Origin of the sequence: Streptomyces sp. MBT65, assembly GCF_016612545.1 — a bacterium.
Taxonomy (GTDB): domain Bacteria; phylum Actinomycetota; class Actinomycetes; order Streptomycetales; family Streptomycetaceae; genus Streptomyces.
The window spans coordinates 1-12,008 of record NZ_JAENRY010000237.1; the positions used below are offsets into that span (position 1 = coordinate 1).

Genomic DNA, 12,008 nt, shown 5'->3' on the forward strand with positions numbered 1-12,008 from the left:
TAGGGGAGTTGCCGGGGGTGGGGGGAGGGGTCAGTGGGCGTCGGTCAGTCGCTTCTCGAACCAGTGGGACGCGTAGACGTGGTCGACATAGGACGGGATCTCCGCGTACCCGCAGGCCCGGTACATCGCCTGCGCCTCGGTGAGTGTCGCGTGCGTGTCCAGGCGTACGACGGTGAAGTGGTGTGCCACGGCGGCCTGTTCCAGCTCCGTGAGGATGCGGCGGGCCAGGCCCAGGCGGCGGGCGTCGGGGTGCACCCAGACGTGCCGGATCTCGCCCACGCCGGGCTCCAGGGTCCGTAGCGCCCCGCACGCCACCGGCCGCCCCTCCTCGTACGCGACGAAGAACGCGCCCGCGTCCCCGGTGACCTCCTTGGGCCGTACGAGATCGGTCTTGTCGAAGCCCTCCGGGAAGCGGGCGTCGATGTCGGCGGCGTAGGCGTCGAGGCAGGCGCGGGCGTCCTCGGTGGCGCCGTCGACCAGGGCGACCGTGATGCCGGCCAGTCGCAGGAGGCGGCGGGTGGTCGCCAACGCGTCGGTGAGTTCGGTGCGTTGGGGTGCGGTGAGGGTGGTGAGGAGGCCGGCGGCGAGCGCGTCGGCGCGGCGGTGCTGTTCCTCGACCTCGACACGGCCGGCCCGGGTCAGCTCGATCAGGCGCAGTCGGGTGTCGTGCGGGGGCACGGTCAGCCGGACCAGGCCCTGCGCCTCCAGGGACTTCGCCATCCGGCTCAGATAACCCGCGTCCAGGGCGAGCCGCCCGCGCAGTGCGCGCAGCGAGACGCCGTCGCCGATCTCGAAGAGCAGCCGGGCCTCGCCCAGGGGGCGGTCCTGGCCGAGGTAGTGGTCGTCGAGGGCGCCGATACGGCGGGTGAAGTAGCGGTTGAAGCGGCGGAGGGCCTCGATGTCCTCCGGGGACACCGGTTCCGCCGGGGTGTCTGTGGCTGGCTCCATAGTTCTTTGACTTTAGTCAAAGGAGTTGGGGGAGTCCATGGTCGCGTGGTTTTTCTGCCCCTGGTGTTCGGGCAGCAGGGCGGTGGCGGCGTCGACGAACTCCTTGACCAGGCCGGCGGTCCGCCCGGCGGGCCAGGCCACCGCGACCTGGTTGGGGCCGAGGTCCTCGACCGGGATCGCCTTGATGTCGGCTCTGGTGTAGAAGTTCGCGGTGGACGCCGGGATCACGGCGATCCCCTGTCCGCCGGCGACGAGTTCGAGTTTCTCCTCGACACTGTGGATCGCCGGCACCGGGCGGCGCTCACCCGTGCGCAGTTCCACCGCGATGTCGCGCCATTCGGGGACGGCGTCGGGGTCCTGTAGGAGGTGATCGGCCGCCAGGTCGGCGACCCGCACGGTCTCCTTGCCGGCGAGGCGATGGGACGAGGCCACCATGACGAGCCGCGGTTCGGTGTAGAGCGGCCTGACCTCCAGGCCCGCCGGGTCGATCGGCAGCCGGACGATGCCGACGTCCGCGCGGGCGTCGTGCAGCACCTCCACCTGGTCGTGCCAGCCGGTGCGCAGCATCCGCACGTCCAGCCCGGCATGGCGCTCGCGCAGCAGGCGGACCACGGCGGTCAACGTGATGCCCGGCATGAACCCGATCGTGAAGCGGGTGACGCTCTCGCCCGCGGCGCGTACCCGCCGCAGCAGTGCGTCCGCGCCCGCCAGCAGGGGCCCGGCGTCATGGACGAGTTGTTCGCCCGCCGGTGTGAGCACGGTGCTGCGGCGGTCACGCCTGAACACGTCCACGCCCAGCTCGCTCTCGAGCACCCGGATCTGGCGGGAGAGCACGGGTTGGGTGATGTGCAGCCGCTCCGCGGCGCGTCCGAAGTGGAGCTCCTCGGCCACCGCGAGGAAGTAGCGGAGCTTGCGCAGATCGACGTCCATGCGGTTCCTCCGGGTGGTCAGCCGCGCGCGAAGGTGGCGAGCGGGTCGCCGTGCGCCGGTGCCCAGCCCAGCTCGCGGCGGGCCCTGGCCGAGGTGAGGCGCTGGTCCAGCGCGAACGCGTCCGCGACGGGCCCCATCTCGGCGCGGGCCTGCTCCAGTGTGATCGAGACCGTCCTGCCGTCGAGTCCGGCACCGCGCGCCGCCGCTTCGGCGACCTGCTTCATCGTCGGGTGGCCCTCGCCGACCCCGATATAGACCGATCCCGCCTTCGCCGAGAGCGCGGCGACGTAGAGAGCGGCCATGTCGTCGATGTGCACGAGCCCCCACCGGTTGGCGCCGTCACCGATGTACGGGACAGCACCCCTCATTCTGCCCGGCGCGACGAAGAAGTGCTCGATCAGCCGGTTGTCGCCTCCGTAGAGCAGCCCGGGCTGTACGACGACGGGGCGACCGCCGTCGGCGGCGCGTGCCGAGACCGCGTCCTCGACCGACCTGCGCCATGCCACCACGCCGGGCGGATTCCACGGTGCGGTCTCGTCCTGTACGCCGTCGGTGTCGCCGTAGACCCAGGTGCCGCCGGTGTGCACGTAGGGTCCGGCCCCGACGCCGTCCTGCATGGCCGTGGCCGCGGCGAGGTCCATGTCCGCGGAGTCGGCCTGCGCGAGGTGGATCACCGCCTCGGCGCGTGCGGCGGCGTGGTTGAGCACGTCCAGGTCGGTGAGTCCACCGCGCACCTCGACCGCTCCGGCGCCGGTCACGGCCTGGGCCGCCCGCTCGCTGCGCGCCAGCGCCTCCACGGTGTGGCCCCGTCGCACCAGTTCGGCGATCGTGGCCCGGCCGATGTAGCCGGATCCGCCCGTCAGGAAAATCTTCATGCCGTCCCTCGCTGTTGATCGGGTTCGCTGTTGATCGGGTTCGACTCCACCGTGCGGCTTGGTCACCGGTCCCGTCCAAGACCTCTTTCGCGCTCTGTGATGCCCGCGGGGCATGACACGCCTGTGCATCGCCCTGAGCCCTGTCCACGGCTCATGGGTGCGGCTTTTGTCCCCCTGTTCAGTGATCCGGCCCACTTTCGGCCATGGATCGCGCATGCATACGGACGCCCCGGGCAGGCGCACGCAGTCCCCGGGAGTGACAGTTGGGTGACGCTCGGGCGCTGAACAGGAACGGAAGGCAATAGCGATCATGGCGGACGCAACGGAACAGCAGGCGGGGAAGACCATCCACGCGGGCGGGGAATGGCTGGAAGCGGTCTCCGGCGCCACGCGCGAGATCATCGACCCCGCGGACGCGCTGCCGTTCGCCGTGGTGGCTGAGGGCGACGAGAAGGACACGGACATAGCCGTCGCCGCCGCCCGCGCAGCCTTCGACGGTGGGGAGGGGAGCGCCGGTGAGGGAGTCTGGCCGCGCACTCCCGTCACCGAGCGCGCCGCTCTGCTGCGCCGCGTCGCCGACCTCCTCGTGCGCGACCGCGAAGAGCTCGGCCTGCTGGAGAGCCGGGACGCGGGCAAGACCGTGGAGGAGGGCCGCGTCGACATCGACTGTGTCGCCGACGCCTTCCGCTACTTCGCCGACCTCGTCGCCGCCGAGGCGCCCGGCCGGGTCGTCGACGCGGGCACGCCCGACGTCCACAGCGTCGTCGTGCACGAACCCGTCGGCGTCTGCGCGCTGATCACCCCCTGGAACTACCCTCTCCTCCAGGCGAGTTGGAAGATCGCGCCCGCCCTCGCGGCCGGCAACACCTTCGTCGTCAAGCCCAGCGAGATCACCCCGCTGACGACGATCGCCCTCATCGACCTGCTCGTCGAGGCCGGTCTCCCCGCCGGTGTCGCCAACATCGTCACGGGCCCCGGCCACACGGTCGGCGCCCGGCTCGCCGAGCACCCCGACGTCGACCTCGTCTCCTTCACCGGAGGCCTCAGCAGCGGCACGAAGGTCGCCCGGGCCGCCGCCGTGACCGTCAAGAAGGTCGCCCTCGAACTCGGCGGCAAGAACCCCAACGTCGTCTTCGCCGACGCCTGCGCCACCGAGGAGGGCTTCGACACCGCCGTCGACCAGGCCCTCAACGCCGCCTTCATCCACAGCGGCCAGGTCTGCTCCGCGGGCGCCCGGCTCATCGTCGAGGAGACCGTCCGGGAACGCTTCGTCGCCGAACTCGCCCGCCGCGCCGAGAGGATCCGCCTCGGCCGCGGCACCGAGGACGGCGTCGAGTGCGGCCCCCTCGTCTCCGAACAGCAGCGCGCCAAGACCGAGTCGTACGTCGCCGGCGCCCTCGCCGAGGGCGCGGTGCTGCGCTCCGGCGGCAAGCGCCCCGAGCCCTCCGCGACCCGCCCCGCCGCCGGCTACTTCTACGAGCCGACCGTCCTCGACCAGTGCCATCGCGAGATGACCGTCGTACGCGAAGAGGTCTTCGGACCGGTCCTCACCGTCGAGACCTTCCGCACCGAGGACGAGGCGGTCGCGCTCGCCAACGACACCGAGTACGGCCTCGCGGGCGCCGTCTGGACCGCCGACGCGGGCCGTGCGCGCCGCGTCGCCGGACGGCTGCGGCACGGCACCGTCTGGATCAACGACTTCCACCCCTACCTCCCGCAGGCGGAGTGGGGCGGCTTCGGAAAGAGCGGTGTGGGCCGGGAGCTGGGCCCCGCCGGACTCGCCGAGTACCGCGAGGCCAAGCACGTCTACCAGAACCTCGCGCCGAGGCCGGTGCGCTGGTTCGCGGGCTGAGCCCCCGGCCGACTCGTGGGCCGAGACCCCACCCCTTCTCTTCGATTGCCCGACTGGAGTGAGTACCCCCATGCCCGAGAACGAGTACATGAACGACCACATGTACGACTATGTCGTCATCGGCGGCGGCACCGCAGGCTCCGTCATCGCCTCCCGCCTCACCGAGAACCCCGACGTCACCGTCGCCGTCATCGAGGGCGGCCCCAGCGACGTCGGCCGCGAGGACGTACTGACCCTGCGCCGCTGGACGGGCCTGCTCGGTGGCGAGCTGGACTACGACTATCCGACCACCGAGCAGCCGCGCGGCAACTCCCACATCCGGCACAGCCGTGCCCGCGTGCTCGGCGGCTGCTCCTCGCACAACACCCTCATCGCCTTCAAGCCGCTGCCGTCCGACTGGGACGAGTGGGAGGCGGCCGGTGCGAAGGGCTGGGGCGCGATATCGATGGAGGCGTACTACGCCCGCCTCCTCAACAACATCGTCCCCGTCGACGAGAAGGACCGGAACGCGATCGCCCGCGACTTCGTCGACGCGGCCCAGGAGGCCCTCGGCGTCCCGCGCGTCGAGGGCTTCAACAAGGCCCCCTTCACGGACGGCGTCGGTTTCTTCGACCTCGCCTACCACCCCGAGAACAACAAGCGGTCGAGCGCGTCCGTGGCGTATCTGCACCCGGTGATGGACGAACGCGCCAACTTGACGATCCTCCTTGAGACTTGGGCCCACCGGCTGGAGCTCGACGGCACCCGCGCCGAGGGCGTGCACGTCCGCACCAAGGACGGCGAGGAACTCCTGATCCGCGCCCGCCGCGAGGTCGTCCTGTGCGCAGGCGCCGTCGACTCCCCGCGCCTGCTGCTGCATTCGGGCATCGGCCCGCGCGCGGACCTCGAAGCGCTCGGCATCCCCGTCGTGGCCGACCTGCCGGGCGTCGGCGAGAACCTCCTCGACCACCCCGAGTCGGTGATCGTCTGGGAGACCGACGGACCGATCCCGGAGAACTCCGCGATGGACTCCGACGCGGGCCTGTTCGTGCGCCGCGACCCCGGACTCCCGGGCCCCGACCTGATGTTCCACTTCTACCAGGTCCCCTTCACCGACAACCCCGAGCGCCTCGGCTACGACCGCCCCGAGTTCGGCGTCTCCATGACCCCGAACATCCCCAAGCCGAAGAGCCGCGGTCGCCTGTACCTGGAGAGCGCCGACCCGTCGGTCAAACCCGCCCTGGACTTCCGCTACTTCACCGACGAGGACGACTACGACGGCCGCACCCTCGTCGACGGCATCCGCATCGCCCGCGAGATCGCGAGGACCGAGCCGTTGGCCGGCTGGCTGAAGCGGGAGGTGTGCCCCGGCCCGGACATCACGGGTGACGAGGAGCTGAGCGAGTACGCCCGCAAGGTCGCCCACACCGTCTACCACCCGGCCGGCACCTGCCGCATGGGCGCGCCCGCCGACGAACTGGCCGTGGTGGACCCGGAGTTGCGCGTCCGCGGCCTGGACGGCCTCCGCATCGCCGACGCCTCCGTCTTCCCGACCATGCCCGCCGTGAACCCGATGATCGGGGTGCTCATGGTCGGCGAGCGGGCGGTCGACCTGATCGGGGGCGGTGCGTGATGAGTACCCTCAACACCCCGAGTACGTACGGGAGTTCCGCGAGTACGAGCACGGCCGGTGAGCCGGTCTTCTCTGTCGACGGCCTCTGGAAGGTCTTCGGCCCCAAGTCCGAGCAGATCCCGGCCGATCCCGAACTCGCCGCCCTCGACGCCGCCGCCCTGCGCACCCGCACCGGCTGCACCGCCGCCGTCCGCGACGTCTCCTTCGACGTCCGCAAGGGCGAGGTCTTCGTGGTGATGGGCCTGTCCGGCTCCGGCAAGTCCACCCTGGTCCGCTGCCTCACCCGCCTCATCGAACCCACCGCCGGCACCATCGCCATCGACGGCGAGGACGTCCGCGCGATGGACAAGTCCCGGCTGCGCGAACTCCGCCGCCACCGCGCCGCGATGGTCTTCCAGCACTTCGGCCTCCTCCCGCACCGCACGGTCCTCGACAACGTCGCCTACGGCCTGGAGATCCAGGGCATCGGCAAGGCCGAGCGCCGCCGCCGGGCCGCCGAGGTCGTCACCAAGGTCGGCCTGGAAGGCATGGAGCAGCGCCGCCCCGGCCAGCTGTCCGGCGGTCAGCGCCAACGCGTGGGCCTGGCACGGGCGTTGGCGGTGGACCCCCAAGTCCTCCTGTTCGACGAGCCGTTCAGCGCGCTCGACCCGCTGATCCGGCGCGACATGCAGGAGGAGGTCGTCCGGCTGCACCGCGAGGAGGGCCGCACGATGGTCTTCATCACCCACGACCTGAACGAGGCGCTGAAACTCGGCGACCGCATCGCCCTGATGCGCGACGGCCGCGTCGTCCAACTCGGCACCCCCGAGGAGATCGTGGGCTCCCCGGCCGACGACTACGTCCGCGAGTTCGTACGGGACGTACCGCGCGCCGAGGTCATGACGGTCCGTACGGCGATGCGGGCCGCGTCCGCGGAGGAGGCCGGACGGATCGGCGGCGCGGGCAGCGGTCCCGCCGTCGCCCCCGACGCCACCGTCTCCGAAGCCATCGAGGCCGTCGCGCGCGCCGGGGTCCCGGCGCGGGTCGTCGACCACGGGCGCTGTGTCGGGATGGTCGACTCGGACGCGCTGCTCGGCGTGGTCGCGGGGACCAACGGGGGCGCGGGAACCGGGAGTGGAGCCGGAGCTGTGAGTGGTGCTGGTGCTGGTGCTGGTGCTGGTGCTGGTGCCGGAGCCGTGAGTGGTGCCGGTGCCGGAAGCGGGAGTCGAGCCGGTACCCGTACCGGCAAGGAGGCGGTCTGATGGCCACGGTCACCGCGCCCGCCCCGCGCCTCGCCCTGCCCGGCGTCCTCCGGCACCGGGCCGCGCACAAACTCCTCCTGCTCGCGCTCGCCGCCGCGGTCCTCGTGCCGCTCGCCGACGCGCACTGGTCCAGCGGGACTTGGCCGCACGCGCTCACCGTCGACCTGTCCGGTCCGCTGGGCCGGGCCAACGACTGGATCATCGACAACCGCGACAGCTCCCCGCTGTTCCTCTACTTCTTCGGCTACATCAGCAACGCGGTCGTCCTCTCCGTACGCGCCGTCTACCTGGTGCTGCTCGCCGCGGGCTGGGCGGGCGTCACCGCGTTCGGCGCCCTCGTCGCCTGGCGGGTCGCGGGCGTCCGGCTCGCGATCGGGACCGGCCTCGCCTTCCTCGCCTGCGGACTGCTCGGCATGTGGGTACCGACCATGCAGACGCTCGCCCTCATGGTGGTCGCGGTCCTCACCTCGGTCGTCGTGGGCGCCCTGCTCGGCCTGGCCGGCGGCCTCTCCGCGCGCGCCGACCGCGCCCTGCGCCCGGTCCTGGACACCATGCAGGTGCTCCCCGCCTTCGCCTACCTCCTCCCCGTCGTCCTGGTCTTCGGCATCGGCGTCCCCGCCGCCGTCCTCGCCACCGTCGTCTACGCCGCCCCGCCCATGGCCCGCCTCACCGCGCTCGGCCTGCGCGACGCCGACCCGGAGGTCCTGGAGGCAGTCGAGTCCCTCGGCGCCACCGGACGCCAACGCCTGCTGACCGCCCGCATCCCGCTGGCCCGCAAGCAGCTCCTCCTCGGCCTCAACCAGACGATCATGATGGCCCTGTCCATGGCGGTCATCGCCTCCGTGATCGGCGCCGGAGGCCTCGGTGACCGCGTCTACCAGGCCCTCGCCTCCGTGGACGTGGGCGCGGCCCTGGCCGCCGGTATCCCGATCGTGCTGCTGGCCGTCGTACTGGACCGCGTCACGGCGGCGGCGGGCGAGCAGACCGACGAACCGTCGGGGGAGCCGGGGTCGAGTCTCCGCCCCTGGCTGTACGCGCTCGGCGCCACCGTCGCCGTAGCGGTGGCCGTCCGTCTCGCGGGCGCCCTGGACTGGCCCTCCGGCTGGACCCTGGGCATCGCCGAACCGGTGAACCGCGTCGTCGACTGGATGACCGCCCACCTCTACTCCGGTGTCCCCTACCTCGGCGGCACCGCCGACTGGGCCGGCCACTTCACCACCTGGGTCCTGGACCCCGTACGCGACGGCCTGCAAGGGCTGCCGTGGTGGTCGGTGCTGCTGATCGTCGCCGCCCTCGCCTGGGTGATCGGCACCTGGCGCACCGCGCTGACCGCCGTCCTCGCCATGGCCGCGATCGGTGTCCTCGGCGTGTGGGAACCGTCCCTCGACACCCTGTCGCAGGTGCTCGCCGCCGTAGCCGTCACCCTCGTCCTCGGCTTCGCGACCGGCATTGCCGCCGCCCGCAGCGACCGCTTCGAACGCGCCCTGCGCCCCGTCCTCGACGTCTGCCAGACCATGCCGCAGTTCGTGTACCTGATCCCGGTCGTCGCGCTCTTCGGCGTAGGCCGCGCCCCCGCCGTCGCGGCGGCCGTCGTCTACGCCCTCCCCGCCGTCGTCCGCATCACCACCCAGGGCCTGCGCCAGGTCGACCCGGCCGCCCTGGAGTCGGCCCGCTCGCTCGGCGCGACCAGCACCCAGCAGCTCCGCCAGATCCAACTCCCGCTCGCCCGACCGGCGTTGCTCCTCGCCGTCAACCAGGGCGTGGTGCTCGTCCTCGCCGTCGTCATCATCGGCGGTCTCGTCGGCGGTGGCGCGCTCGGCTACGACGCCGTGTTCGGCCTGGCCCAGGGCGACTTGGCGACCGGCCTCGTCGCCGGCGCCGCGATCGTCTGCCTCGGCCTGATGCTCGACCGGGTGACCCAGCCGACGGAACGCCGCACCAAGAAGGGAGCCTGACATGCGAGTTCGTACGACCGCTGCCCTGGCGTCGCTGGTGCTGCTCACCGGCTGCGGCGCCGCCGACATGACCAAGCAGGCCTCGCCCTTCGCCAACGCGCAGGGCGCCAGGACGGTGACCCTCTCCGTCCAGTCCTGGGTGGGCGCGCAGGCCAACGTGGCTGTCGCGCAGTACCTGTTGGAGCACAAGCTCGGCTACCGCGTCGACACCGTCCAGGTCGACGAGGTCCCCGCGTGGGACGCGCTCAGCCAGGGCCGGGTCGACGCGATCCTGGAGGACTGGGGCCACCCCGACCAGGAGAAGCGCTACGTCGACGACAAGAAGACGATCACGCGCGCGGGCGGCCTCGGGGTGACCGGGCACATCGGCTGGTACGTCCCGACGTACCTGGTCAAGCAGCACCCGGACATCACGAACTGGAAGAACCTCAACAAGTACTCGTCCCTGTTCCGCACCGCCGAGAGCGGCAACAAGGGCCAGTTGATGGACGGTTCGCCCTCCTACGTCACCAACGACAAGGCGCTGGTCACGAACCTGAAGCTCGACTACCAGGTGGTGTTCGCCGGTTCGGAGGCCGCGCAGATCACCCAGATGAAGCAGTTCGCCAAGGAGAAGAAGCCCTTCCTGACCTACTGGTACGCACCCCAGTGGCTGTTCAAGAAGGTGCCGATGACGGAGGTGAAACTCCCTGCCTACAAGGAGGGTTGCGACACCGACGCGGCCAAGGTCGCCTGCGCCTACCCGCACACCCCGCTGGAGAAGTATCTCAACACGGACTTCGCGCGGCGCGGCGGCAAGGCGGCGGCCTTCCTGAAGAAGTTCAGGTGGACGACCGAGGACCAGAACGAGGTCTCCCTGATGATCGCCGACCAGAAGCTGTCCCCGGCCGACGCGGCGAAGAAGTGGGTGGACAACCACCCCGCCACCTGGAAGGCATGGCTGTCCTGACCCCGCTCACCCCTTCTGCAAATCCCCGGCCATCCCTTCCAGCGCGCCTGCCGCCCAGCGCTGGAGCCCCGGCCCGAACGTGATGCGAGTGGCCCCGAGTTCACCGAGTTCGGTGGGCGAGGGGCCCTCGCCGTCCAGCCGGGCGAGCGCGTTCACCGGTCCCTGGATACCGGACCGCAGCAACGGCAGCACACCGGCCGGAGCCGCGATCGGATACACGCAGTCGGCACCCGCCGCGACGTACAACGCGGCCCGCTCGATGGCCCGTTCGGGGTTCCCGTCACCGTGCAGGAAGACGTCGACCCGCGCGTTGACGAACAGCTGGTCCGCCGCCACGGCCCGCACGTCGGCCAGCCAATCGGCATGCTGCCGCGGGTCCTTGAGGACACCCCCGTCGGAGTCCTCAAGGTTGCACCCGACGGCTCCCGCCTCCAGCAGCCGCTCCACCAGCTCCTTCGGCGCGAGCCCGTACCCGCCCTCGACATCCGCCGACACCGGCACATCCACGGCCCGCACGATCCGCGCGACCGCCGCGAACATCTCGTCCGTCGGCGTCGCCCCGTCCTCGTACCCCAGCGAGGCGGCGACCCCGGCACTGGGCGTGGCGAGCGCCGTGAACCCGGCCTCCACGAACACCCGCGCACTGGCCGCGTCCCAGGGCCCGGGCAGCACCAACGGATCATCGGGAAGCCGCCGTTGATGCAGCCTCCGGAACAGCCCGACCCTGCTCACGGCCGACGCCCCCGCACCCCACGGTCCAACACCCGTGCGGGCGACGTCACTTGAACTGTCCCGCCTTGTAGTGCCCCGGCACCATCCGCGTGCTCACCCCGAACCGGTTCCACGCGTTGATCACCGTGATCGCGGCGATCAGCTGCGCCAGCTCGGCCTCCTCGAACTGCTCGGCCGCCCGCTCGTACACCTCGTCCGGCACGAAGCCGTCCGTGACGACGGTGACCGCCTCGGTCAGCTCGATCGCCGCCAGCTCCTTCTCGGTGTAGAAGTGCCGCGACTCCTCCCACGCCCCGAGCTGGATGATCCGCTCCACGCTCTCGCCCGCCGCGAGCGCGTCCTTGGTGTGCATGTCGAGACAGAACGCGCAGTGGTTGAGCTGCGAGGCGCGGATCTTCACCAGTTCGAGCAGCGTCGGGTCGAGGCCCTGACGGGCGGCCGCGTCGAGGCGGACCATCGCCTTGTAGACCTCGGGTGCGTGCCGGGCCCAGTCCAGGCGGGGGCTGTGTTCGGGGGCGTAAGGAGCTTCCTGTGCTGTGGTCATGTCCTCGACTCTAGAAGTCAGGCAGCCCAGGAGTATGGTCCATTTCCATGGCGAAACCTTGGGCCACTTTCGGCGTCGACCTGCACCTCGACCCGACCGGCACGCAGACAGGCACCGGCACAGGCGCGGGTACAGCCGTCGGTGTCCGCCGCGGTCTCACGGACGCACTCCGCGACGCCGTCCGCACCGGCCGCCTCGCCCCCGGCACCCGGCTGCCCTCCTCCCGCTCCCTCGCCGCCGACCTGGGCATCGCCCGCAACACCGTCGCCGACGCCTACGCCGACCTGGTCGCCGAGGGCTGGCTCACCGCCCGCCAGGGCTCCGGCACCCGCGTCGCCGAGCGCGCCGTCGTCCCGCCCACGGACACCTG

Annotated in this window: 11 protein-coding genes; 6 read left to right on the forward strand and 5 right to left on the reverse strand. The window is 71.6% G+C overall.

Going from position 1 to position 12,008, the window contains the following annotated elements; all coding sequences use genetic code 11:
* Positions 1-30 precede the first annotated feature (30 nt).
* From JHN63_RS37605 to JHN63_RS37615, 3 genes are read right to left on the reverse strand one after another with little or no spacing between them, the layout of a single operon-like run.
* Positions 31-948: a helix-turn-helix domain-containing GNAT family N-acetyltransferase gene (locus tag JHN63_RS37605; RefSeq protein ID WP_200689478.1), complete on the reverse strand. Its 918-nt coding sequence runs from the start codon at positions 946-948 to the stop codon at positions 31-33.
* Positions 949-960: 12 nt separating this feature from the next.
* Positions 961-1,878 (reverse strand): LysR family transcriptional regulator, encoded by a 918-nt coding sequence (locus JHN63_RS37610; RefSeq protein WP_200689486.1) that lies wholly within the window; start codon positions 1,876-1,878, stop codon positions 961-963.
* Between the two features lie 17 nt (positions 1,879-1,895).
* Positions 1,896-2,753, reverse strand: a complete 858-nt coding sequence (locus JHN63_RS37615) for an NAD-dependent epimerase/dehydratase family protein (RefSeq protein WP_200689487.1) — start codon at positions 2,751-2,753, stop codon at positions 1,896-1,898.
* A gap of 310 nt (positions 2,754-3,063) precedes the next feature.
* On the opposite strand from JHN63_RS37615, the gene JHN63_RS37620 reads away from it, so the two are divergent.
* The 5 genes from JHN63_RS37620 to JHN63_RS37640 all read left to right on the forward strand — a co-directional run bounded on the left by JHN63_RS37620 (position 3,064) and on the right by JHN63_RS37640 (position 10,362).
* Positions 3,064-4,605 carry an aldehyde dehydrogenase family protein gene (locus JHN63_RS37620; RefSeq protein WP_200689489.1) on the forward strand — a complete coding sequence of 514 codons (1,542 nt, stop codon included), beginning with the start codon at positions 3,064-3,066 and terminating at the stop codon, positions 4,603-4,605.
* A 70-nt stretch (positions 4,606-4,675) separates the two neighbouring features.
* A complete protein-coding gene (locus JHN63_RS37625; protein ID WP_234478292.1) occupies positions 4,676-6,217 on the forward strand; it encodes a GMC family oxidoreductase in 1,542 nt (513 codons plus the stop codon).
* Complete coding sequence (locus tag JHN63_RS37630; RefSeq protein WP_200689491.1) at positions 6,217-7,458, forward strand: glycine betaine/L-proline ABC transporter ATP-binding protein; 1,242 nt, start codon at positions 6,217-6,219, stop codon at positions 7,456-7,458. Before JHN63_RS37625 ends, JHN63_RS37630 begins: the two co-directional genes overlap by 1 nt.
* Positions 7,458-9,413: a proline/glycine betaine ABC transporter permease gene (locus JHN63_RS37635; RefSeq protein WP_200689493.1), complete on the forward strand. Its 1,956-nt coding sequence runs from the start codon at positions 7,458-7,460 to the stop codon at positions 9,411-9,413. The genes JHN63_RS37630 and JHN63_RS37635 overlap by 1 nt, the downstream gene beginning before the upstream one ends.
* Position 9,414: 1 nt before the next feature.
* Positions 9,415-10,362 (forward strand): ABC transporter substrate-binding protein, encoded by a 948-nt coding sequence (locus JHN63_RS37640; protein WP_200689496.1) that lies wholly within the window; start codon positions 9,415-9,417, stop codon positions 10,360-10,362.
* A 6-nt stretch (positions 10,363-10,368) separates the two neighbouring features.
* Here the strand turns inward: JHN63_RS37640 and JHN63_RS37645 are convergent, their stop codons facing one another.
* Both JHN63_RS37645 and JHN63_RS37650 read right to left on the reverse strand, forming a co-directional pair.
* On the reverse strand, positions 10,369-11,094 hold the full coding sequence (locus JHN63_RS37645; protein WP_200689498.1) for an isocitrate lyase/phosphoenolpyruvate mutase family protein: 726 nt from the start codon (positions 11,092-11,094) through the stop codon (positions 10,369-10,371).
* A gap of 46 nt (positions 11,095-11,140) precedes the next feature.
* The gene (locus JHN63_RS37650; RefSeq protein ID WP_200689500.1) at positions 11,141-11,638 is read right to left on the reverse strand and encodes a carboxymuconolactone decarboxylase family protein; all 498 of its coding nucleotides are present in this window, start codon (positions 11,636-11,638) and stop codon (positions 11,141-11,143) included.
* Positions 11,639-11,685: 47 nt separating this feature from the next.
* Between JHN63_RS37650 and JHN63_RS37655 the strand changes: the two genes are divergently transcribed.
* Positions 11,686-12,008: GntR family transcriptional regulator (locus JHN63_RS37655; protein ID WP_200689502.1), on the forward strand; the 323-nt coding region annotated here is incomplete at its 3' end.